We start from the raw sequence: 22539 nt of genomic DNA, 5'->3' as shown, positions 1-22539 counted from the left end.
CGCGATCGCAACAGCGAGATCGCTAGATAAGCAATAATATGGGAGAAAGAGAGACTGGTGACACTAGGAAACTGGATTAACGATCGGCGATCGTTCTCCATCCCCATCTTCCCAGTCTTCATTTTATTTTGACGTTGATTAGAAACTAATTATGCGATCGGCAGATATATCTGTTCCTACTGAGTCAATGGATGCTCCCAAACAAGGCTTACCAGTGACAATTATTACTGGTTTTCTCGGCAGTGGCAAAACTACACTCCTTAACCATATCTTGAGTAACCAACAAGGAGTCAAAACCGCCGTTCTCGTCAATGAGTTTGGCGAAATCGGGATCGACAATGAACTGATTGTCACCACTGAAGACGACATGGTGGAACTGAGTAATGGTTGTATTTGTTGCACCATCAACGAAGACCTCGTAAAAGCAGTTTACAAAGTTCTCGAACGACAAGAAAAGATCGATTACTTGGTTGTGGAAACTACCGGTTTGGCTGACCCCCTACCAGTCGCACTCACATTTTTAGGAACCGAACTGCGAGACATGACTCGTCTCGACTCGATTGTTACTGTAGTCGATTGTGAGAATTTCAGTCTCGATTTATTTAACAGCGAAGCGGCTTATAGCCAAATTGCCTATGGTGATATTATTCTGCTCAATAAAGTAGATTTAGTTGACGAAGGTGATGTAGATGCTTTAGAAGTCAGAATCCGCGACATTAAAGCTGGTGCGAGAATTATGCGTACCAGTCAATCGAAAGTTCCTTTACCTTTAATTCTCAGCGTCGGTTTGTTCGAGTCGGATAAATATTTCGAGTCGGAAGATACTCACGAACATCATGACCATGAACATCATCATCATGACCATGACCACGATTGTGAACACGAACATCATGACCACGAACATCATCATCATGACCACGACCACCATCATCACTCCCACCACTTAGAAAATGATGGCTTTACCTCGATTTCTATCCAAAACGATCAACCAATGTCGATTAGGAAATTCCAATATTTCCTCGACAACCAGCTACCAGTAAACGTTTTCCGCGCTAAAGGTATTCTTTGGTTTAACGAAAGTCCCAATCGTCATATTTTTCACCTCAGTGGGAAACGTTTCACCATCGAAGATGATGAGTGGAACGGACGCGAAAAGAAAAATCAGTTGGTATTAATCGGTCAAAATCTCGACGAAGCTAAGTTACGCGAACAAATTGCTAATTGTTTCTCTCTCCCTACCCCTAATCGTGGTAAGGGTTTCGGGAAATAATTATTTTGCTTTGTTTTCCTCTGAGTTTAGGACGTACTGCGGTGCGTCCTAAAATACTTTCCTAGAGTTATCTTCAGTCATTCAGCTAACATCAATTGTAATTCTCTCAAATCCATTGTCAGACTGTAAAATCAATTGTCATCCTTCGCTTCGCGAAGGATGACAGCACAAGATTGAGTCTTAAAATTGATGAAATAGTAAACTCCTCTAAATTTGTAACTTCAAATCTAATAATGCGCTTAGTTATCCAAAGAGTTAAATCTTCCCAAGTGACTGTCGATGGAGAAATTATCGGGAAAATCGGACCTGGATTGAATTTGTTAGTGGCGATCGCGTCTAACGATACCGACACCGAACTCGATTGGATGGTTCGCAAATGTTTAGCTTTACGTCTCTTTCCCGCTACTGAAGATGGCGATAAATGGGATAAATCAGTACAAGAAATTAACGGCGAATTACTCGTAATTAGTCAGTTTACTCTCTACGGTGATTGTCGTAAAGGTCGTCGTCCTTCTTTTAGTAATTCCGCACCACCAAATATTGCCGAAAAGCTTTACGATCGCTTCGTGAGCAAGTTACGCGCTAGTGGGTTAAAAGTCGAAACTGGTAAGTTTGGTGCAATGATGCAAGTCAGTATTGAGAACGACGGACCAGTAACATTACTACTAGAAAGAGAAGCTGAAAGTTAGACCTTTTTTGCTTAGATTTATCCTTTAGCTAAGAAATAGTTTATAATTAAGAAAAAGTATCTTGGAACTTAGATGAAGTAATAACTAGAAAAAAATTATGGAACCAAACCAAGGAATTATTATCGATTCATACCATTTTTACAATCTTGCTAAAGATGCTTACTATCAGGCAAAACAAAAACCTAAAATTCATCGGCAGAATGAGGCAGCAATTTCCGTTATCTTTTCGGCTCTTTCACTTGAAGCTTTTATTAATGAGTTTGCCGCGATCGCAATTCTCGAAAAAGCTTCGGGAGGTGGAGATAAATTTCTTGATAAGTTAATTGACGCGATTGAAGAATCAGCAGATCGTAAAAAAAACACGCAAGATAAATTCATGCTAGCTAGCAAAGCCTTAAATGATAAATTTGATAAGGGCAAAAACCCGTATCAAGATTTTGCGGATTTATTCAAATTACGCGATTGTCTAGTACATCTTAAGCCACACGATCGCTTGAAAATTGAAGAAGATGGGACATTTAGTTACTTAGGTAGAAAATTCATCAAAAGACTAACAAGCAAAAATATTCTGCGTCAAGATACAACAGTTGAATCAATAACCTTATTAATAGCTAGTGAGGATGTAGCTAAGTGGGCTTGCGATACAGCTTCAGCAATGGTTAATGCAATTCTAAATAAGATTGCTGAATCAAAGTTTAGCAAAGATAATCCTCACCTGGAATTGTATAGGCAGATGTTCCAATCTTTAGAAATTGACGAAAAAAAAATTTTAGAACAAGAGCATCAAAGTCGTCAAACGGCGGTTAGCAAAATTGAGCAACTTAGACCAAGATTACTCGAAACTTATGGAGAGTTTCCTGACTGTGTGGAGTTGTTACAAGAAGATAGGTCAAGGTAAGAGTGGATAAGCTTGTAGTTGATAGCAGCGTTGCAATTAAGTGGTTTATTCCCCAACCTTATTCATCCGAAGCACAAAAAATTCTGAATGCTTATCAATCGGGTAGCCTCTTACTACTTGCACCAGAGTTAATTTATGCAGAAGTAGGTAATATTGTCTGGAAATTGTCTAGATTTCAGGGGTTATCAGAGACAGATGCAGTTGCAATTCTCGATGGATTTTGCTCAATAAATATCTCAGTGACTCCCTTAGCATCGTTACTCAATGATGCTTATCAGCTTGCTGTTACTCATGAAAGAAGTGTATACGATTCTCTTTACGTGGTTCTGAGTTTACGGCAAAATTGCCAGTTTGTGACGGCTGACCAAAAACTGGTAAATGCGATTAGTGGTACATTTTCCAATGTAATCGCGATCGCTGATTGGTGATGCTAAATTGACCAAGCAAAGAGCGCAAGTGAAGCATCGTTCTTCACGTCGCGTCTCCCACGGAGAAGAGCATCACTACCGCAACCCCCACCAAAATCGAGCCAGATCTCGCACCTCTGACACTCCGTCCCTTGAGATAGGTAATTTTTCTGTGAGATGATGGGAAGATAACAAATTACCGAAAATAAAGGACTAAAGATTATGGCGCAAATTGAGTTTTCTAGAGGTACAGTTGAGGAATCTATTCCTGACGTGCGCGTAACTCGCTCTAAAAACGGTGGTGGTGGTACTGCTACCTTTATCTTTGATAACCCTAAAATCCTGACTAGTAAAAATTCTGGTGATGTTACAGGAATGTATCTCATTGATGAAGAAGGTGAGATTATGACGCGAGAGGTCAAGGGTAAGTATGTGAATGGTCAACCTCGCTCTGTGGAAGCAATCTTGATCATGAACAGTGAAGATGAGTTTAATCGCTTTATCCGCTTCATGAACCGCTATGCTGAAGAACACGGTTTGGGTTTGACTAAATCTTAATCGCTTGAAAGTCAGTTTGTGGGTGGTTCGCTCACAAACTTGGCTTTTTGACCGTTTGATTCGTATTTTTCGCGTTAAAATGTCAATTCCTCACTCGGATTTACCTGGAATTACGGTTTGCTGTGCGGTGATTACTGTTAGCGATACGCGCACTACCGCAACGGACAAAAGTGGTCGTTTAATTCAACAGTTATTATCTACCGCAGGTCATCAGGTGGGAAGTTATGCGATCGTTAAGGATGAACCTACCCAAATCCAAGCTGAGTTAAATCGCTTGTGTGACAATGAAAATCTGGATGCTTTGATTTTTAGCGGTGGTACGGGAATTGCTCCGAGAGATACTACTTATGATGCGCTATCAGCTTTATTAGAAAAGACTTTACCAGGGTTTGGTGAGATTTTTCGCTGGCTGAGTTATCAGGAAATTGGTTCGCGCGCGATCGCATCTCGTGCTACTGCTGGTATTTATCGTCGCAAATTAATTTTTTCCCTCCCAGGTTCCTCAAATGCAGTTAAACTCGCTCTGGAAAAGTTACTCTTACCCGAACTCACTCATCTAGTTACCCAACTTGGCAAAAAATAGTTATCTTCGTAATTGGGTTCGTCGTCAAAAATTTAGTCTTTCTGGCAAATTTTTAATTTCCTTAACCCCAACTACAATTGACTTCAATTATGTCTGAAGAAATTTTTGCTCAAGAACGTCAATTTCACGATCGCTGGGCGAATACTATTAATATTGATGGTATGAGCGTGCGAGATTATTTTGAAGCTTGTACTGCTCCGGAAAATCGTTTTATTCTCCAACATTTAGGAAATGTTCGAGGTAAATATCTCCTCGATCTTGGTTGTGGGGCTGGCGAAAATAGCGTTTACTTTGCTCAAAAAGGTGCAAATTGTCTTGCGGCTGACTATTCTCCCAAAATGGTCGCAGTTGCTTTACAATTAGCCGCAGCTAATCAGGTACAAATTACTGGCTGTACTGCTAATGCGATGCAATTAGATTTTCCTGATAATACTTTTGATATTGTTTATGCTGCTAATTTATTACATCATCTTCCCAACCCTAAAATAGCGCTTCAAGAAATGCACCGGGTTGTTAAATTGGGAGGAAAGGTTTGTTTTTGGGACCCTTTACAACATAATCCGGCGATTAATGTTTATCGACGCATTGCTACTGAGGTGCGTACTGAAAATGAACGACCACTAAATATTAATTTGGTTAATTACGTTAATTCTTTATTTTCTCAAACAATTTGGGATACTTTTTGGCTGGCTAGTCTCTGGATTTTTTTACGCTTTTATTTTCTCGAACGAGTTGACCCCAATCAAGAGCGCTACTGGAAAAAAATTATTCTCGAACAAGAACGCTTGCAACCGGAATATCAGCGTTTAGAACAGTTAGATATCCTTTTGAAAAAGTTACCTTTGATGAAGCGAATGTGTTGGAATTTGGCTGTGGTTGCTATTAAATAATCCTCGGTTGCTATTATCGCTATTACTTGTTATCTTTGGTATAGATGAGGTAGGATCTCGTCAAATAGTTGGCTTCTTTTAAGTTAACGTTTTTTAAGACAAATTCTTTCAGGCTCAAGATTCTTTTGGGTTGCATTTTTGCTGTTTTTCTGATATTACTAATTTATAGTATAATGGGAATCTTGACAGTAAAACTTTTTAGTCAATATTCCCATTATAAAAATAATATCCCGAAATCGAAAAAAAGTCAAGAAAAAATTGACTAAAAAAATAACTGGCGATCGAGTAAAGAATTAGTAACAATTTGATTCACACCCAGAGCAACTAATTGGTGTAAATCGGTGGGATTATCGACAGTCCAAGCAACCAAATCGACATCTTCTTGATAAGTAGTTTCAATCAAAATAGGATATGCGAGTAAAAGATGATATTCACAGAGCAAAACAGCATTACCTCTGCTAGTAGCTTGGCGTAACTTTTGCGAATAATCATCCAGTGTAGTAGGATAGAAACCCAAAGTAATATCTGGGGAACGAATAGCAACTTGTTGGAGAAAACTATCGTTAAAAGAAGTAACAATACAGCGTTTATACCACCCTTGAGACAAAATCTTAGCGACAAAATTATCTAGACTAGTTGTATTCCAGAGATCCCCTTGTTTAACTTCAGCATAAACTTGTAAATTAGTAGGTTTGAGTAAATCGAGAGCTTCTTGAAAAGTAGGAATTTTTTCTTCAGCAAACTGACTACTAAACCAACTCCCAGCAGACAATTGCTTCAATTGTGCTAGGGACTTTTCTCGAACAAGACCGCGACCATTAGTAGTACGATCGAGAGTAGAATCGTGAATAATTACAGGTATACCATCAGCAGACAATTGCAGATCGAACTCCACTGCACCCACCCCTCCAGGGTACCAGAGAGTCGGTGCAGCGATCGCCGCAGACAAAGCAGCAAGAGTATTTTCTGGAGCGATCGCGGAAAAACCCCGATGAGCGACTAAAACCAATTTCTTCATCTTGCTTTTACATCATCAAGTTTTAATCAAGATTAACTACCACTACTACAACCGAGAGAGATAATAAACAAAGAAGAGAATAAACTTTAAAATCATTATGTCATCTTTTTTACCAAAATCAAAGCAACTAATTTCTACTTAGAGCGGACAATTTACTCGCTCCGAGTAGCGATCGCCGTACCAACCTGTTACTACAGAGTTAGGTTAAGATAAATCAAGCTAGTCAGTAAGTAGAAGTGGGGTGAGAATAGATTACTCTAACCCAGAGTAAATGACAAAATCACTGTAGTATGTAGCCAAATCAAGATCGCTCGCTATGTCGGAAAAGTTGAAATTAAGGAGTTTACGAAGAGAATGAAAACACAAGTTTTTGGGAATTTTGTTGAGAATCTCCCTGTTAGTGACGAGTCATTAGTGATGAGATTTTCTCCAAGTTCTGTTCCCTTAAAACAACGCTGGCGAAATAATGGTTTATCCGCCGATTTTATGGCAGATTATATGACCACTTTTTTTCCAGGAAATGAACGAGTAACGGCTGCCATAAATAAAAAAGAAGAAATCAAAGGTGCCGTGGGCTATATTGCCAACGAATTGCTAGAAAATGCTATGAAGTTTAATGATGAAAAATCTTCTTATACTATTAGCATTCAACTGCATATGAACAGCGATTCCATTATTTTTGTAACCCGCAATAGCATTGCCCAAGAAGAAGTAGAAAGTTTTATTTTGTATATTAAAGAATTAGTTACTGGCGATCCAGAAGAGTTATATATACGTCAGTTGGAGGAAAACGCAGAAGATGTTGCGTGCAGTAGTTCTAAGTTAGGCTATCTGACAATGATTAATGATTATGGTGCCAAGCTAGGCTGGAAATTTGAGACAGTACATCAAGAATCAGAAGTTACGACTGTGACAACAATGGTGCAGCTAACAGTATAAGATAACATTAACTTTAGACAACATGATTATCGAGGTAAGAATGGAGATTAAAACAGACAATTATCGCATTTGGTACGATTCAGATACTACTACTGTGAAGTGTCAAGGTTCCCTTCGTCTTAGTGGTAGTGAAGAATCAGCACCAATTTTTGCCTTACTAGAAAAAGTTGCGGAAATGGAACCAAACATCATTACTTTGAATTTAGAAGAATTGGAATTTCTTAATAGTTCTGGTATTAGTATGTTGTCCAAATTTGTCATTAATATTCGCAAAAAGAAAAATACCAAAATGGTAGTTTTAGGCTCAAAAACTATTCCCTGGCAAGCCAAATCTCTAAAGAACTTACAACGTTTAATGCCTGGGTTGGAATTAAAGCTGAGTTAAAATATTAGTTCAGGTAAAAACTGAGAAGATATTTACCAATATGAAAGCCCAGAAAAACCCCATGTTACCAAATAAGGAAACATCCCCAGAATGGTTATTATTTCAAATAGAAAATCAGCGCCGAGAAATAGAGAAATTAAAGCAGGATAAAGCAGATTTAGAAATTTTACTGGAAACTGTTAACAATCATGCTGATAACGTCCAAGCAGAATTATATCGAGCTAATGAAAAACTAGAAGCAGAAGTAGCAGAAAAGCGACGAGCAGAAGCCAAACTAGAGTCAGTCTTAGCAATGGTGAGCCAGGAAAAGGCAGATTTAGAAATTTTGCTAGAAACGATCGCCGAACACAACGATGCTTTAACTGAGTTATTAGAGGAAAAGTTAAAAGATACAGTCGAGCAAAGTGAGATCCGCCTAGCTCAATTTCTCGAAGCAATTCCTGTGGGGGTGTTTGTAGTCGATTGTAGTGGTAAACCTTACTATGCTAATCGTACCGCGAAACGAATTCTTGGTAAAGATATCGTCTGGGATAAAGAACTTGAGGAACTTAGAGAAGTTTACCAAGCTTATCTAGCGGGTAGTGAGGAAATTTATCCTCGCGATCGCGATGCCTTAATTTTAGCTTTACAAGGACAAAGTGCGATCCTCGACGATATAGAAATTCGTCACCAAGAGCGAATTATTCCCCTAGAAGTGCGCGGAACGCCGATTTATGACGAATCGGGTAAAATTATTTATGCGATCGCTGTTTTTCAAGATATTACCGCCCGCAAACAAGCTGAAAAAGCAATCAAACAAGCAGAACATAAATATCGGAGTATCTTTGAAAATGCCCTTGAAGGTATCTTTCAAACTACACCTGAAGGTCGCTATCTGAATGTTAATCCAGCTTTAGCTCAACTTTACGGTTACGACAGTCCAGAAGATTTAATGTTAGCAATTACCGACATCAGTCAACAAGTTTATGTAGATTCCCAGCGCCGAAGTCAGTTTATCGAAATAATGAGAAAACAGGGAGAAATATCCGGATTTGAATCACAAGTTTATCGTCAAGATGGTTCGATTATTTGGATTAGCGAAAATGCTCGTTCTGTTTACAACGAACATAGCGAATTGCTTTATTATCAAGGTTTTGTTGTCGATATTACCGCCAGCAAACAAGCAGAAGTAGAACGAATTGAGTTTACAGAACAATTGCTGCAACTTAATAAAGCCAACGAACGCTTTGTTCCATCTCAATTTCTGCAATTATTAAATAAACAAAGTATTGTTGATATTCAAGTTGGCGATCAAGTAGAAAAGAAAATGTCAATTCTCTTCGCTGACATTCGCGGCTTTACCAGGTTATCTGAAGGAATGACACCGGAAGATAACTTTAAATTTATAAATGCTTATTTGAGTCGGATGGAACCTGCAATTATGGAAAATCGAGGGTTTATTGATAAGTATATCGGCGATGGTTTAATGGCTTTATTTAACGGTAGTGCAGACGATGCTGTCAAGGCAGCAATTACGATGATGCACAGACTTGCTCAATATAATACTACTCGCGATCGCCCAGAAAGACCACCACTCAAAATTGGAATTGGGATTAATACGGGTTTGCTAATGTTAGGTACCGTGGGAGGAGAATCTCGCCTCGATAGTACAGTAATTGGTGATGCAGTTAACTTGGCTTCTCGGTTAGAACATTTGACCAAAGAATATGGCGTATCCGTATTAGTTTCCCATCACACTTTTGCCAGTTTAACTAAACCAGAAAAATATAATTTGCGCTTCGTCGATCGCGTCCAAGTCTCAGGTAAATCAAAAACCGTTGCCGTTTTTGAAGTTTTTGATGCCGATCCTCCCGCAGTTAAAGAATGTAAATTAATCACCAAAACCGTTTTTGAACAAGCTATTTGGTTATTTTTTCAGGGAAAGTTGGCGGAAGCCAGACAGCAATTTGCCAACTGTCTGGAGGTAAACCCTAACGACACCGTAGCGAAAAATTATCTCAGGCGTTGCGAACAATTTCTGCTTTAACCTCAGAAAAAATTATTCAAAGGTAGGAAACAACTCGCGAGGGAAATCTTCCGCATCGATACAATTTTCCATCGCTGCTGCTGGAGAAAGATCGATTTCTCTGGTTAAACCAACAACACATTGAGAAAAACGCTTAGGAATCAAGCTGAGACGACAATTTTCGAGAACTTGACTATTATTAGGATTTTTCGTTTCTTGGCTGATTTCCGCCACACAGAAGGACAATTCTACAGGCTGTCTGACGCGGAAGCAAGTATCGAGAGCCTCTCGCGCTAAGATTGGCGTACGCTCGTAAATTCTCAGCACGCAGATTGATAAATCCTTGGGTTTGAGAGCGCCAGCACAAGCCGCAGACGATTCTTCTGGAGAAATTCCCACGCTACGCAATTCGCGAGCGCAGACATTAAATTGATTAAAATCGGTAGCTAAAGTAGGACTACTAGGAATTGCCATTGCCAATAAACCTACTTGTAGAGACGCGATCGCTCCTAAACGAATTGTACTCCTGATTTGTTTGACCATTTTCTCAGCATTATAGGTTACTGGGGATTGGGGACTGGGGGACTGGAAACAGTGAACAGTGAACAGTGAAAACCCCCTCTTCCTTGTTTCCAATCTCTACTCTCTACTGATAACTGACAACTGGTTACTGAAAGAAACCCCCACTCCCACGAAATTCGAATTGTTTAATATTCTGGCACGCTAGAGTCAACTTCTCGGCTCCAAGCGAGAATACCACCTTTAACGTTCGTTCCCTGAATACCAAATTCTTTGAGAATGCCGAGAGCTTTCGCCGAACGTCCGCCCATCTTACAATGAGCAACTAAACGCTTACCATTGCTAATTTCTTTAATTTTGTCGATACCAACACCATTCTCGATATCTGGTAAAGGTACGAGAATAGCACCCGGAATTTTGGCAATTTCGTATTCATTCGGGTTTCTCACATCCACCAAAACAAAGTCATTAGCACTGCCATCTAGCAATTGCTTCAACTCCTGTACCGTTATTTCCGCCATTTCCATGCGCTGTTTAGCCTCCTCTGCTCGTGCTTGGGGAATACCACAGAATTGCTCGTAATCAATTAATTTCTCGATAACCGGGCGTTCTGGGTTCGGTCGCAACTTCAATTCGCGGAATTTCATATCTAAGGCATTGTACAACAGCAAGCGACCGCTGAGAGTATCACCTGCGCCCAAAATTACTTTAATCGTTTCCGTAGCTTGAATTGAGCCAATAATCCCACAGAGAACCCCTAAAACACCACCTTCAGCACAAGAAGGAACCATTCCCGGCGGTGGGGGTTCAGGGAATAAATCGCGGTAGTTAGGACCATCTTCGTAGTTAAAAACAGTTGCTTGTCCTTCAAAGCGGAAAATCGAACCATAGACATTCGGTTTACCCAGCATCACACAAGCATCATTGGTGAGATAGCGAGTGGGGAAATTATCGGTTCCATCAACTACCACATCGTAAGGTTTCATTATCTCCAGAGCATTTTCCGAAGAAAGTCGGGTATTATACAAATCCACCTGACAGAAAGGATTAATTTCTAAAATGCTGTGTTTCGCGGACTCAATTTTTGGTTTACCAACCCAAGAGGTAGCGTGAATAATTTGACGCTGTAAGTTAGAACTATCGACAATATCAAAGTCAACAATACCAATACGTCCAATTCCAGCAGCCGCGAGATATAAAAGTAAAGGCGAACCGAGTCCACCAGTACCGATACAAAGAACGCTAGCAGCTTTGAGACGTTTTTGTCCTTCTAGTCCTACCTCTGGCAAAATTATATGACGAGAGTAGCGTTCGTATTCTTCTTTATTTAGTTGAATTTCTTCTAAATTAGGATTAAGCATGGCTATTCGAGTCTAAAACTTAGATATCAGGGAAATTAGCTGAGGAAACAGCTAAAAAATTTGTTTATTTGTACCTGTTTACCTCATGTCCGTCCATCTGTGGTTAATTTGAATGTAGGCAGAAAAAACATTCTAATCCTTTATGGTTCATTTTGGTTAGCAGTAGATTTAACTGTAACAATTTCTTCAAGTTGAAAGCGATCGCGATCGTCAAGCGTCCAGCTTTGTAAAGTTGCTGCTCGTCCTTGAGGGACAGAAACTATGATATACGAGTATTGTTGCCAAGCGATCGCGCGATCGAATTCTGAAGGTTCGGCGGGATAATCTGGATGGGAATGATAAATCCCGATAATGTTAAGCTGGCGATCGCGCACTGTTTTCTCTGCTTGCAGCATTACTTCTGGGGCGATACTGAAATTGTGACGTTTACTTGTGTCTCGCTTTTCGACACCCTCACCTTCCGCAAATAACTCCGCCGCTTCTTCGTTCCAGCTATTTTCAGTTTCCCACACTTCGGTCAAAATTTTGTGATTTTTGTTAATCTTACCAATGAGCAACCCACAGCACTCCTCTGGATAAGTTCTTTCCGCGTGAGTGCGTATCTTTTGCAAATGTTCTAAGTGAACTTCGATTCTACTTTGGTTCATTATTATTAATTAATCTAGTGAACAGTTATCAGTGAACAGTGAACAGTTACCAGTTATCAGTTACCAGTTATCAGTTACCAGTTATCAGTGAACAGTTATCAGTGAACAGTTACCAGTTAGCAGTTACCAGTTACCAGTTAGCAGTTACCAGTTACCAGTTACCAGTTACCAGTTACCAGTTACCAGTTACCAGTTACCAGTTAGCAGTTAGCAGTTACCAGTTACCAGTTACCAGTTAGCAGTTACCAGTTACCAGTTAGCAGTTAGCAGTTACCAGTTAGCAGTTACCAGTTACCAGTTACCAGTTACCAGTTACCAGTTAGCAGTTACCAGTTAGCAGTTACCAGTTAGCAGTTAGCAGTTACCAGTTAGCAGTTACCAGTTACCAGTTACCAGTTACCAGTTACCAGTGAACACCGATCAATTAGCAGTTTATCTTCCAATTCTCCCCAATTTCCCAGTCCTCAGTCCCTACTGATAACTGATAACTGATAACTCCTTCTTCCCCCTCTTCCGGTGTCCCCAGTCCCCATTTCCCATTCCCTAATCACTAATCCCTAAAAATTATGTGCCGTTTACTAGGCTACCTTGGAAAGCCAATTCAACTCGAACAAATTCTGTCTAAACCAGAACACTCCTTAATCGTACAAAGTTATCAACCCCGCGAAATGCGATCGGCAATTCTCAATGCGGATGGTTTTGGTATTGGTTGGTATCATTTGGAACAAGAAACAAATCCCTATATTTACAAAAGTACCCAACCAATTTGGAGCGATCTTAATTTACCTCATCTTAGTCGCTATGTGAACTCACATTGTAATTTAGCCTACGTCCGTAGTGCTACTCCAGGATTAGCAGTAGATTTAAGTAATTCCCAGCCTTTTAGTAGCGAAAATTTACACCAAGATTTTGCTGATCGATTGTTATTTATTCACAATGGTCATATTGACAATTTTCGCTATACCTTGTACAGACCCATCAGAAGTTTACTTAACGACTACACCTATCAATGGATTAAAGGTAACACTGATTCGGAACATATTTTTGCCTTAGTACTGAATGAATTACAAGAATTTCCAGAAATTACTCTGGAAAATGCTTTGGCACGAGCGATAATAAAAATTACTGAAATGACGAAGATAGCCAAAGTTAAGTTTGCTGCTAATATTATTATTAGCAATGGTAAGAAATTAGTTGCTAGTCGTTATGCTAACTTTTTACCGATGCCAAGTCTCTACTGGATGAGAGATGACCCTAGCTATCCTGGTGCGGTAATTATTGCTTCAGAACCTTTGTTCGCCGGAAACTGGAATAGTTTTCCCGAACGCAGTATTATTAGTGTGGAAAAAGACCTTGAAGTTACAATCAATCAACTCTAAAAGAGTAGCTATTCGCGAAGCTTTGCAGGAATGTCGGAGTCGTACTTTAGAATTATTTGATAATCTTGACGAGCAAATATTTACACGGCAAGCACATCCAGATTTTAGTCCGATTGGCTGGCATTTAGGTCATATTGCTTTTACCGAAGCTTATTGGATTTTAGAGCGTTTTGCTGGTAAACCGGCTTTATTTCCAGAATACCAAAAATTGTTTGCGGCTGATGGTTTACCAAAACGCGATCGCCAAAATCTCCCCCGTCTCGAATCGATCCAAGATTACCTAGAAATTGTCCGCAATCAGGTCTTAAACTATCTAGAAATTGCACCTCTAGACAAGCAAGAACGTTTTTGGCGTTGGTTGATTCAACATGAATGTCAGCATGGTGAAACTATTAGTTTTGTCTGGCAACTTCATCGTTTTAATTTAGCTGGTAGTCAAGCTATTTTTTCTTTTACTAAGCCACCTGCAACTGAGCCTGAATCTAAAAAAGAAACAATTTCTAATGAAGAAATGATCCCCATTCCCGCAGGAGAGTTTCTGATGGGAAATGAGGCAATTGATGCTCAAGATAATGAACGTCCTGCCTATTTAGTCGCTCTTGACAAATATTGGCTTGATCCTTATCCTGTTACTTGTGGAGAATATCGCCAATTTATTGAAGCTGGTGGCTATCAACAAGCTAAGTTTTGGTCAGAAAAAGGCTGGAAATGGCTACAAGCAAATCCTGTTGCTCAACCTTTATATTGGGCTGAAGAAACTACTTGGGATCTTCATCCGGTTTGTGGTGTTAGTTGGTATGAAGCAGAAGCTTATGCAAACTTTGTCGGGAAGCGACTTCCGACGGAAGCGGAATGGGAAAAAGCTGCGAGTTGGAACCCGATAACCAAGCAGAAATCTACTTATCCTTGGGGTAAGGAAGAACCCACAGCCAAGTTTTCTAATCACAATAATCTTAGGGGACAAACAACGCCAGTAAATAAGTATCCTGCGGGTAAAAGTTGCTTAGGCTGTTACGATTTGTTAGGCAATGTTTGGGAATGGACTGCGACGTGGTTCAATGGATATCAAGGTTTTCAAAGTTATCCTTATCGAGGTTATTCGCAAGTTTATTTTGACGGAGAACATCGAGTATTAAAAGGAGGTAGTTGGGCGACGCGTCGCTGGGGATTACGCAATAGTTTTCGGAATTGGTATCATCCCCATGTTCGCCAAATTTTAGCTGGATTTCGCTGTGCAAAATCCGACTAAAATTTGGCGATTGGCGCGGTAGCGCCAGCGTCCTCAAAGGCGTAGCCATCGCTTTGACAAATTTGGTTAGAGCGACATTTAAAACAGTTTATAGCGTCATTTTATTAATCAGCAACGCCAAGGATCGAAGGAATTTAGTAAATATTGAATGGGTATATAAGGCGCATATCCGAGTTGAGTAATTCCTTCTCGGTAGCCCTGAATAACAGTAGGTTGCTGAGATTCTTCTGGGGCTTGCAAGCCAATAATTCCTAGGTAGATGCCCTTCTCTAATTCTTCATTAGTTAAGGCTATGCCATCGGGAGTCAAGTAACAAATTAAATCCGGTCCGATCGCTAGAGGTACTTCGTGGGAATTGTTGCAGTAGGCTACCAAATTTTCGTTGAAACCAGAAATACAAATTTCTCCTTTGTCAGTTGCGACGATAACTTCTAGTTTATCTAAACGACCAACATTTTCCTTCTTAATGTCAACAATTTCACCTTCACCCAAAAGAAAAGCATTTGGTAAAGCAGGATTCTCGTCAAAATATCCTAACAAAGCCGTAATGGGGTTTTTCCCTTGCTCTGTGGCTTGACGCAAAACTGAACCAATTTCTAATGCTAGACTGATGGTATTGGGAACGATCGGACATAGATTTTGTAACGTCTCGCCAGTCATAACATAACTTGCCATCACCCCCGCATTACCAAATTCCTCAGTTTGCATTGTTTGAATCATCAAATCGTTGCTTGTGGATATTTGGTTAGGATAGATTGCTAGCTTAGTTTGGTTATTGGAGTCAAACGGCGAAGGAATCGAAGCCATTGCTCCAGGATAAACAGGAAGATCGCTGTGAGAGTAAGTTAACATCTCCAGCGAAGGTACGGATCTGCCAGCCCCATCACCATTAACGATCGCGATATTTTGACTCACCGCAATAAACATGGCTAAAAAAGTATTAGCAGTACCAATTTCGATCGGGAGAACAAAAGAAAAATTTTCTCCGATAATTTCTTCCACAAGTTCCACAGGCGCGATCGCTGCTGCGAGCAAATCTGAGAGAGTATAATTTCGCCCAGTTTCTGGCTTTTCACGGCTGAAATGGCTCAAAGAAAAATGTAGACTTAAAAAACTGCGTGCTTGTTGAGGGTGTACATCACTGGGCGCACCCGCAGCAAAAGGAACTACTCCCCATTGAGGTTGCTCTACTTCTTGAAAATCTAACAGCGTGACTGTCTCTGATTTTGCTAGAATTGCCTGAAGGATTTCTTCCCCCATCTGCCGCGAACCGCCACCGCCACTAGCAAGAAATGCAGCCCCATTTAAAAGATCTTCTAATTCCTGTTCTCCTAATTGTCTCATTTCCCTCTCCCTCCGCAAATTTTTCTCAGAAATACCGAAGATTTTGAGACAATTTAATTTACCGCTCTTACTACCTAAAAATTAGGCTTTTTAACTAAGTTTTAAGATTTTTCTACCTGGACTAGTAAGACCGATTTTTTCCCAGCCGCTCGTGGTAAAATGCTAACTGCTCGAGTAGTTTTTACAATTGTTCTTCGGGTAGCGAGATCCATGCTCGACCGCCAGATTTCTTGTTTATGGCAATGGTGGTTAACGAATGCTTTGTTAGCGATCGGCTTAGGAGCATTTTCTACTCCTGTTGTCGCCCAAATTGTTCCCGATGATACCTTGCCGAATGACTCTTTAGTAAACCAAGATGGTAACACTTGGAAAATTGATGGGGGAACAACTGCCGGAAATAACTTATTCCACAGTTTTCAAGAATTTTCGGTTCTCCTCAACAATACGGCATTTTTCAATAATGCTCAAAACATTAATCAGATCGTTACCCGCGTCACCGGAGGAAAAATTAGCAACATCGACGGCTTAATTCGTGCTAACGGTAGCGCAGATTTATTTCTGATTAACCCTAGCGGAATTATCTTCGGTGCTAATGCCAAACTCGATTTGGGTGGCTCATTTATTGCCAGTACCGCCGATCGCATCGAGTTTGCGGACGGTAGTTTCTATAGTGCCAAAAATCCCCAAAATTCACCTTTATTAACCATCAGCGTTCCCCTAGGCTTACAATATGGCAGAAATCCCGGTGCGATTCAGGTGAACGGTTCCGGACATGATATCAATCAACCTCAATTATTGCCACACAATAGAGGAAACGTCCGGGGTTTACAAGTTCCGTCAGGAAATACCCTCGCTTTAGTCGGGGGAAACGTCACTGTCACTGGGGGAGTCTTAACCGCCGAAGCAGGCAGAATTGAGTTAGGTGCAGTAGCCGAAGGAAACGTCAGACTCGAACCTACAAACCAAGGTTGGGTATTAAACTATGAACAAATAGCCAACTTTCGCGACATCAAATTTTTCTCTCAATCAGCCGCAGACGCAAGTGGAATTCCCGGAGGTGCGATCGCGATTTGGGGGCGCAATTTTGAACTCTACGATGGTTCGATAGTTTTGATTCAAAACCAAGGTAGTCAAAAAGCTGGCAATATCAGCGTTAATCTTTCCGAATCTTTAATCGCTGTAGGACTCGATCCCGATGGTACTCCACCAAGTAGTTTAGTTAATGAAACTGTCACTGCTGCCGATTCAGGAGGTTGGCAAGTTTCCGCCCGTAATTTAATTTTTCAAGCTGGAGGACAAGCAGGAACACGCACTTTTAGTTCCGGAAGCAGTGGCAATGTTGAAGTAAATATCTCAGAATCGGTGCTGATTGAAGGATTTTCTCTCGATCGCAACAATCAACCGTTTATTAGTAATATTATTACTGGCTCCCTAGGAAGTTCGGGAATGGCTGGGGATATTAACGTCTTGACGCCACGGTTGAGAGTTCTTGATGGAGGACAAATATCGTCTACAGCTTTGGGAACTGGACCAGGTGGTGATGTCATTATCAATGCTAGTGAAAGCGTAGAATTAATTGGCTTTAGTCCTAGTTTTTCGGGTAGTTTGTTGTCGGCTTCAGCATTTAATGCTGGTAATGCAGGCGAGATCGCGGTGAATACAGCTAAATTAGTGTTAAGAGATGGCGGTAGAGTCGATGCAAATACGATCGCCTCTGGTAACGCGGGAAATGTCACTGTTAATGCTTCTGAATCAATTGAAATTAGCGGTACGGTGCGATCGCCTGAAGTAACTACTCCTTCTCAAATTGGTTCGGCAGCTAATACACCCGATCCAGTTTTGCAAGTATTTTTCGGACTTCCTCCGGTTCCCTCTGGTAGTCCTGGAAATGTGACGATTAATACTCCCGTGTTGCACGTTCGCGACCAAGCTTTAGTTACTGTTAAGAATGACGGAACTGGGGATGCGGGAAATCTTTCCCTACAAGTAAATTCGTTGTTTCTCGACAGTCAAGGTGGGATTACTGCTTCGACAATTTCTGGAGGAGGAGGAAACCTGAATTTGGAAGTGCGAGATTTGCTGCAACTAAGAAATAATAGCGTCATTTCCGCAGAAGCAGGTAGTGGAACCGGATTTGGTGACGGTGGTAATGTGAATATTAATGCTAACTTTATCGTCGCTTTACCGAACGAAAATAGCGATATTGTGGCTAATGCGTTTGCTGGAAGTGGTGGCAATATTAATATTACCAGTCAAGGCATTTTTGGTTTAGGTTTGAGTGAAGGAAATTTGAATAACTCACTCAGCGAAATTAATGCTAGTTCTGAAACAGGAATTGCGGGAATGGTGGAAATTAGTACCCCAGAAGCAGATACAACTTCGGCATTGGTAGAATTACCAGAAGAAGTAAGCGATAAAAGCGATCGCATTATTGTTGGTTGTGCTGCCGCAAGCGGTAATTCTTTTACTATAACTGGACGCGGTGGTTTACCTGAAGACCCTAGCGCAACAATTAGAGGTCAAACTATCTGGCTGGATTTACAAGATTGGTCAGTTGCAAGCACAAATTCTCGGAGAAATATTTCTGTCTCACTCGAACAAGTCGAATCAGAAAAACAAGTTCGGCAAATTGTTCAAGCCACAGGTTGGATTGTGAATCAAGAGGGACAAATTGAGTTAGTAGCAGCACTTCCAAATGATGGCGAATCTAGGTTGATTCCATCTCGAGAATGTAGCCAGATTAGTTCTGATTAATACCAGAAAAACTGGTAATTGTCAAGGTGATTTACTGGAACCAATGAAACTATTACTATGGTTGGGTGAGTTATGAACCTCCTAGGAGGAAAAAGCAAAAGTTTACTAGTTTTTTGTTGTTGGTTTGCTATTAGTTTACTTTTAGTAACAACTGTTCGTGCGATCGCGTTTCAGCCTACCGCAACAATCGCGCAATTCGTCCAACCAGAATCTGCACCAGCCCAACTTTTACAAGCGGGAAAACAATCTTACCAAAGCGGACAGTTTTCCCAAGCGATAAATTTTTGGCAACAAGTAGAAGCAATTTATCGGCAACAAGGAGAGATTTTTAACCAAGCACAAGCCCTTAATTATCTCAGTTTAGCTTATCAAGAATTGGGACAATGGCAAGAAGCTGAAAAAGCGATTGAAACCAGTTTGAAGTTATTAGAAAATCAAGGGAGAAATGATGAGAGAAAAATAGCAATTTTTGCTCAAGCTTTGAATGCCAAAGGTAGCTTAGAATTAGCTAAAGGACAAACCCAAGCTGCGTTAGCAACTTGGCAGCAAGCCGAAACTGCTTACAGTCGCGCTGGTAATGAAACAGGTAAATTAGGCAGTCAAATTAATCAAGCACAAGCTTTAAAAGCTTTGGGACAATATCGACGGGCAAGATCGTTATTAGAAAAGTTAGTTATTCAACTACAAGCACAACCAGATTCGCTGTTGAAAGCTCAAGGATTACAAAGTTTAGGGATAGCTTTACAAACGAGCGGTGACTTATTAAAATCGAAAGAAATCTTAGAACAAAGTTGGGCAATTAGCCAGAAATTTGCGGCTAATGCTGATACCAGTGCTACCTTAATGAGTATTGGCAATATTGCCAGAGATTTAGAACAATATGAAGTAGCCGCAAACTATTATCAAGAAGCTGCTAAATTAGCAGCAAACGAGCTTACTGAAGTGCAAGTAGAACTAAATTTAATTAGTTTATTAGTTCAAAATAAAGAATGGGAGCAAGCAGAAAAGTTAATTGCCGAAATAGAGTTAAAAATCTCAGAACTTGCCCCCAGTCGCGCTTCAATTTATGCGAGAATAAATTTAGCAGCAAGTGCGAGAGAAATAGCCAAACAAACTAAGCAAAAAAATCGGCAAACAATAGCTTTAATTTTAGCAACTGGGGTGCAACAAGCCAGAGAAATTGGCGATCGCCGTGCCGAAGCCTACAGTCTCTATCAACTTAGCAAACTCTATAGCGAAAACCAACAGCGAGCATCAGCCCAAACACTTAGCCAGCAAGCGTTACAAATTGCTCAACAACTCAATGCTGCCGATTTAGTTGCTCGTGCTGCGGCTGAGTTAGGTAGAATTCTCAACCAGCAAGGAAACATCGAAGCTGCCAAATCCGCTTATCGAGAAGCTTACCAAAATCTGCAATCCTTACGCAGCGATCTCGTAGCGATCGAGAGCGAGATCCAATTTAACTTTACCAGCAGCGTCGAACCAATTTATCGAGAATTTGTTAGTTTGTTATTGCAACCTGATGCTAGTCAAGCCGATCTTAAACAAGCAAGAGAAGTTATCGAAGCCTTACAGATCGTTGAATTAGACAACTTTTTCCGCGACGCTTGTTTAGATGTGAAGCCAGTACAAATAGATGAAATCGACACCGAAGCAGCCGTAATTTATCCAATTATTTTACCATCGCGCCTGGAAGTAATTCTTTCGTTACCCGATCGCGCTTTACGCCACTATGCAACTCCATTACCAGCCACAGAAGTAGAAGCAACTTTGCAAAAAGCCTACTCTTCTCTTTACCTAGGTTATTCGAGTCAAGCAAGATTAAGTCTTTTCGAGGAAATTTACGATTGGCTGATTAAACCAGCAGAAATTGATTTAAATCGCGATCGCATCGAAACTTTAGTTTTCGTCCTCGACGATTCCTTGCGTAACTTACCAATAGCAGCACTTTATGACGGTCAGCAGTATATCATCGAGAAATATAGTATCGCCTTAAGTTCCGGATTACAACTATTTCCCCAAGCCTTAGAAAAACAACAACTAAACGCCTTAACCGTCGGCTTAACCCAAGCCCGTCAAGGCTTTTCCCCCTTACCCGCAGTCGAAACAGAAATCAAACAAATTGCTCGAGAAATCGAAACTAAGGTACTCTTAGATCGAGAGTTTACCGTTGCCCAATTTCAAAAATTAATTAGCGATCGCTCTTTTCCCATCGTTCACCTAGCCACCCACGGTCAATTTAGTTCTAACCCAGAAGAAACCTTTTTGCTAACTTGGGACAGTCGTTTAAACGTCACCGAACTCGATGTCTTATTTGAAAAAAGAAGAGTCGGGATTCTCAAACCTATAGAATTATTAGTTTTAAGCGCTTGTGAAACTGCATCCGGCGATCGCCGTGCCACACTAGGATTAGCAGGATTAGCATTGCGATCGGGTGCTTACAGTACCTTAGCAAGTCTCTGGTCTGTTAACGACGAATCCACAGCCGTACTCATGAGCGAATTTTATCAGCAGCTAACACAGCAAAATCAATCGATAACCAAAGCTGAAGCCCTTCGTCAAGCCCAACTAGCACTGTTAAAAAATCCTGTCTACGATCATCCTTATTTTTGGGCAGCTTTTGTTTTAATTGGCAATTGGTTGTAAGTATGATTAATCATCGCAGGATAAGGAGTATTAAATGTATGTTTAGATCGAAATCATTTCTACGACAAAGCCTTTCTGTGAGAACTATGAGTGGAATTTTAGTTATAGCCGCTAGCTTCTCCCAATCAGGACAAGCAAGTCCCAAAATAACAGCAAATGAAAGCTCAGACAATAATTTGGCGATCGCTTTGCAATTTCAGCCCCCAGCAGAAAGCGCCCCAGCTACCAGCATTGGCGGTGGTACTCGCGCTCAAGTGAAATTTACAGCGCCCGGAGAAAGCGCCCCAGCTACCAGTACAGGAGGCGGTACTCGCGGTCAGGTAACCTTTGCACCTCCAGGAGAAAACGCTCCAGGAACTAGCACGGGAGGCGGTACTCGTGGCGAAATTATTTTTGCACCTCCAGGGGAAAGCGCCCCCCAAACCAACGCAGGAGGCGCTACTCGGAATGAAAGATTACCCGCCTTAACTGCTTTGTTACCAAGTACGAATTACGGACAAACGATCGCTGCTCGTCCCACATTTTTTGTTTACCTACCACCAACAACTTCAAGAGAAATATTTTTTAGCCTTCAAGACGAACGCCGAAATCATCACTATCAAACCATCATCAAGGTTTCTGGTGAAGGTGGAATTGTCAGCGTAACTTTACCCGAAGACGCACCAGAATTAGAAATTGGCAAAAACTACGCTTGGTTTTTTGCCCCAATTCAACCCGGAGAAACAATTCAACCGAGTAACTATGGCGTTAGTGGTTGGATCGAACGAGTAGAAGTACCGACAAATTTGGCAAATTCCTCGGCAAATCCCCTCGAAAAAGCTACATCCTATGCTGAGTTAGGGATTTGGTACGATACCCTCGCCGTCTTAGCTGCGGCACAAAAAGCCCAGCCAGAAAACTCACTATTCGCGAGTGAGTGGCGAGATTTGTTACAACAAGTAGGTTTAGAGGAAATATCTACTCAACCTTTGGGCGAACAGTGGTAAAAAAGCAATTTA

The 22539-nt window shown here is 40.8% G+C and carries 21 protein-coding genes; 16 read left to right on the top strand and 5 right to left on the bottom strand.

Translation table 11 applies throughout. The features are described 5' to 3' along the window. Positions 1 to 151: 151 nt before the first annotated feature. The 7 genes from G3T18_RS15960 to G3T18_RS15930 all read left to right on the top strand — a co-directional run bounded on the left by G3T18_RS15960 (position 152) and on the right by G3T18_RS15930 (position 5295). Positions 152 to 1270, top strand: coding sequence for a CobW family GTP-binding protein (locus G3T18_RS15960; protein WP_224411564.1), 1119 nt, complete (start codon positions 152 to 154; stop codon positions 1268 to 1270). 233 nt (positions 1271 to 1503) lie between these two features. After that, positions 1504 to 1959: a D-aminoacyl-tRNA deacylase gene (dtd, locus tag G3T18_RS15955; protein ID WP_224411563.1), complete on the top strand. Its 456-nt coding sequence runs from the start codon at positions 1504 to 1506 to the stop codon at positions 1957 to 1959. 97 nt (positions 1960 to 2056) lie between these two features. Next, positions 2057 to 2857: a hypothetical protein gene (locus G3T18_RS15950; RefSeq protein WP_224411562.1), complete on the top strand. Its 801-nt coding sequence runs from the start codon at positions 2057 to 2059 to the stop codon at positions 2855 to 2857. 2 nt (positions 2858 to 2859) lie between these two features. Next, positions 2860 to 3285, top strand: a complete 426-nt coding sequence (locus tag G3T18_RS15945; RefSeq protein WP_224411561.1) for a type II toxin-antitoxin system VapC family toxin — start codon at positions 2860 to 2862, stop codon at positions 3283 to 3285. Positions 3286 to 3486: 201 nt separating this feature from the next. Next, a complete protein-coding gene (gene psb28 / locus G3T18_RS15940; protein WP_224411560.1) occupies positions 3487 to 3822 on the top strand; it encodes a photosystem II reaction center protein Psb28 in 336 nt (111 codons plus the stop codon). A gap of 79 nt (positions 3823 to 3901) precedes the next feature. After that, positions 3902 to 4405, top strand: a complete 504-nt coding sequence (locus G3T18_RS15935) for a MogA/MoaB family molybdenum cofactor biosynthesis protein (RefSeq protein ID WP_224411571.1) — start codon at positions 3902 to 3904, stop codon at positions 4403 to 4405. 89 nt (positions 4406 to 4494) lie between these two features. Next, positions 4495 to 5295, top strand: a complete 801-nt coding sequence (locus G3T18_RS15930) for a class I SAM-dependent methyltransferase (protein WP_224411559.1) — start codon at positions 4495 to 4497, stop codon at positions 5293 to 5295. A 262-nt stretch (positions 5296 to 5557) separates the two neighbouring features. On the opposite strand, the gene G3T18_RS15925 is transcribed toward G3T18_RS15930, so the two are convergent. Then, positions 5558 to 6313 (bottom strand): glycerophosphodiester phosphodiesterase, encoded by a 756-nt coding sequence (locus G3T18_RS15925; protein WP_224411558.1) that lies wholly within the window; start codon positions 6311 to 6313, stop codon positions 5558 to 5560. A 354-nt stretch (positions 6314 to 6667) separates the two neighbouring features. On the opposite strand from G3T18_RS15925, the gene G3T18_RS15920 reads away from it, so the two are divergent. Genes G3T18_RS15920 through G3T18_RS15910 form a run of 3 tightly spaced genes read left to right on the top strand, consistent with a single transcriptional unit; the run spans position 6668 to position 9663 of the window. Beyond that, positions 6668 to 7252, top strand: a complete 585-nt coding sequence (locus tag G3T18_RS15920; RefSeq protein ID WP_224411557.1) for a slr1658 superfamily regulator — start codon at positions 6668 to 6670, stop codon at positions 7250 to 7252. 40 nt (positions 7253 to 7292) lie between these two features. After that, on the top strand, positions 7293 to 7637 hold the full coding sequence (locus G3T18_RS15915; RefSeq protein WP_224411556.1) for a slr1659 superfamily regulator: 345 nt from the start codon (positions 7293 to 7295) through the stop codon (positions 7635 to 7637). Between the two features lie 40 nt (positions 7638 to 7677). Continuing rightward, complete coding sequence (locus G3T18_RS15910) at positions 7678 to 9663, top strand: PAS domain S-box protein (protein ID WP_224411555.1); 1986 nt, start codon at positions 7678 to 7680, stop codon at positions 9661 to 9663. Positions 9664 to 9675: 12 nt separating this feature from the next. Here the strand turns inward: G3T18_RS15910 and G3T18_RS15905 are convergent, their stop codons facing one another. From G3T18_RS15905 to G3T18_RS15895, 3 genes are all read right to left on the bottom strand, one after another. Continuing rightward, complete coding sequence (locus G3T18_RS15905; protein ID WP_224411554.1) at positions 9676 to 10185, bottom strand: hypothetical protein; 510 nt, start codon at positions 10183 to 10185, stop codon at positions 9676 to 9678. Positions 10186 to 10349: 164 nt separating this feature from the next. Next, positions 10350 to 11522, bottom strand: coding sequence for a molybdopterin-synthase adenylyltransferase MoeB (gene moeB / locus G3T18_RS15900; protein WP_224411553.1), 1173 nt, complete (start codon positions 11520 to 11522; stop codon positions 10350 to 10352). A gap of 140 nt (positions 11523 to 11662) precedes the next feature. Continuing rightward, complete coding sequence (locus G3T18_RS15895; RefSeq protein ID WP_224411552.1) at positions 11663 to 12169, bottom strand: Mov34/MPN/PAD-1 family protein; 507 nt, start codon at positions 12167 to 12169, stop codon at positions 11663 to 11665. A gap of 38 nt (positions 12170 to 12207) precedes the next feature. On the opposite strand from G3T18_RS15895, the gene G3T18_RS15890 reads away from it, so the two are divergent. The 3 genes from G3T18_RS15890 (at position 12208) to G3T18_RS15880 (ending at position 14797) form a co-directional block, all read left to right on the top strand. Further along, positions 12208 to 12408: a hypothetical protein gene (locus G3T18_RS15890; RefSeq protein ID WP_224411551.1), complete on the top strand. Its 201-nt coding sequence runs from the start codon at positions 12208 to 12210 to the stop codon at positions 12406 to 12408. A gap of 327 nt (positions 12409 to 12735) precedes the next feature. After that, complete coding sequence (gene egtC / locus G3T18_RS15885) at positions 12736 to 13548, top strand: ergothioneine biosynthesis protein EgtC (RefSeq protein ID WP_224411550.1); 813 nt, start codon at positions 12736 to 12738, stop codon at positions 13546 to 13548. Further along, positions 13523 to 14797, top strand: a complete 1275-nt coding sequence (locus G3T18_RS15880) for an SUMF1/EgtB/PvdO family nonheme iron enzyme (RefSeq protein ID WP_224411549.1) — start codon at positions 13523 to 13525, stop codon at positions 14795 to 14797. Before egtC ends, G3T18_RS15880 begins: the two co-directional genes overlap by 26 nt. A gap of 108 nt (positions 14798 to 14905) precedes the next feature. Here G3T18_RS15880 and G3T18_RS15875 read toward each other — a convergent pair whose 3' ends face one another. After that, positions 14906 to 16141, bottom strand: coding sequence for a DUF917 domain-containing protein (locus G3T18_RS15875; RefSeq protein ID WP_224411548.1), 1236 nt, complete (start codon positions 16139 to 16141; stop codon positions 14906 to 14908). A 210-nt stretch (positions 16142 to 16351) separates the two neighbouring features. On the opposite strand from G3T18_RS15875, the gene G3T18_RS15870 reads away from it, so the two are divergent. The 3 genes from G3T18_RS15870 to G3T18_RS15860 all read left to right on the top strand — a co-directional run bounded on the left by G3T18_RS15870 (position 16352) and on the right by G3T18_RS15860 (position 22527). Next, on the top strand, positions 16352 to 18895 hold the full coding sequence (locus G3T18_RS15870; protein ID WP_224411547.1) for a beta strand repeat-containing protein: 2544 nt from the start codon (positions 16352 to 16354) through the stop codon (positions 18893 to 18895). A gap of 72 nt (positions 18896 to 18967) precedes the next feature. Further along, positions 18968 to 21541 carry a CHAT domain-containing protein gene (locus G3T18_RS15865; protein ID WP_224411546.1) on the top strand — a complete coding sequence of 858 codons (2574 nt, stop codon included), beginning with the start codon at positions 18968 to 18970 and terminating at the stop codon, positions 21539 to 21541. An 86-nt stretch (positions 21542 to 21627) separates the two neighbouring features. Next, positions 21628 to 22527, top strand: coding sequence for a DUF928 domain-containing protein (locus G3T18_RS15860; protein ID WP_224411545.1), 900 nt, complete (start codon positions 21628 to 21630; stop codon positions 22525 to 22527). Positions 22528 to 22539 lie beyond the last annotated feature (12 nt).

It is taken from the genome of Oscillatoria salina IIICB1, from assembly GCF_020144665.1.
In the GTDB taxonomy this organism is placed as follows: Bacteria; Cyanobacteriota; Cyanobacteriia; order Cyanobacteriales; family SIO1D9; genus IIICB1.
The sequence above is the reverse complement of the archived record's forward strand: the minus strand, read 5'-3'. Positions and strand labels throughout refer to the sequence as shown.

Coding starts and splice junctions, on each gene's coding strand:
- G3T18_RS15930 (WP_224411559.1), top strand. CDS start 4,495: ATGTCTGAAGAAATTTTTGCTCAAGAACGTCAATTTCACGATCGCTGG.
- G3T18_RS15905 (WP_224411554.1), bottom strand. CDS start 10,185: ATGGTCAAACAAATCAGGAGTACAATTCGTTTAGGAGCGATCGCGTCT.
- egtC (WP_224411550.1), top strand. CDS start 12,736: ATGTGCCGTTTACTAGGCTACCTTGGAAAGCCAATTCAACTCGAACAA.
- G3T18_RS15860 (WP_224411545.1), top strand. CDS start 21,628: ATGAGTGGAATTTTAGTTATAGCCGCTAGCTTCTCCCAATCAGGACAA.
- dtd (WP_224411563.1), top strand. CDS start 1,504: ATGCGCTTAGTTATCCAAAGAGTTAAATCTTCCCAAGTGACTGTCGAT.
- G3T18_RS15910 (WP_224411555.1), top strand. CDS start 7,678: ATGAAAGCCCAGAAAAACCCCATGTTACCAAATAAGGAAACATCCCCA.
- G3T18_RS15925 (WP_224411558.1), bottom strand. CDS start 6,313: ATGAAGAAATTGGTTTTAGTCGCTCATCGGGGTTTTTCCGCGATCGCT.
- G3T18_RS15935 (WP_224411571.1), top strand. CDS start 3,902: ATGTCAATTCCTCACTCGGATTTACCTGGAATTACGGTTTGCTGTGCG.
- G3T18_RS15870 (WP_224411547.1), top strand. CDS start 16,352: ATGCTCGACCGCCAGATTTCTTGTTTATGGCAATGGTGGTTAACGAAT.
- G3T18_RS15960 (WP_224411564.1), top strand. CDS start 152: ATGCGATCGGCAGATATATCTGTTCCTACTGAGTCAATGGATGCTCCC.
- G3T18_RS15865 (WP_224411546.1), top strand. CDS start 18,968: ATGAACCTCCTAGGAGGAAAAAGCAAAAGTTTACTAGTTTTTTGTTGT.
- G3T18_RS15895 (WP_224411552.1), bottom strand. CDS start 12,169: ATGAACCAAAGTAGAATCGAAGTTCACTTAGAACATTTGCAAAAGATA.
- moeB (WP_224411553.1), bottom strand. CDS start 11,522: ATGCTTAATCCTAATTTAGAAGAAATTCAACTAAATAAAGAAGAATAC.
- G3T18_RS15915 (WP_224411556.1), top strand. CDS start 7,293: ATGGAGATTAAAACAGACAATTATCGCATTTGGTACGATTCAGATACT.
- G3T18_RS15950 (WP_224411562.1), top strand. CDS start 2,057: ATGGAACCAAACCAAGGAATTATTATCGATTCATACCATTTTTACAAT.
- psb28 (WP_224411560.1), top strand. CDS start 3,487: ATGGCGCAAATTGAGTTTTCTAGAGGTACAGTTGAGGAATCTATTCCT.
- G3T18_RS15920 (WP_224411557.1), top strand. CDS start 6,668: ATGAAAACACAAGTTTTTGGGAATTTTGTTGAGAATCTCCCTGTTAGT.
- G3T18_RS15875 (WP_224411548.1), bottom strand. CDS start 16,141: ATGAGACAATTAGGAGAACAGGAATTAGAAGATCTTTTAAATGGGGCT.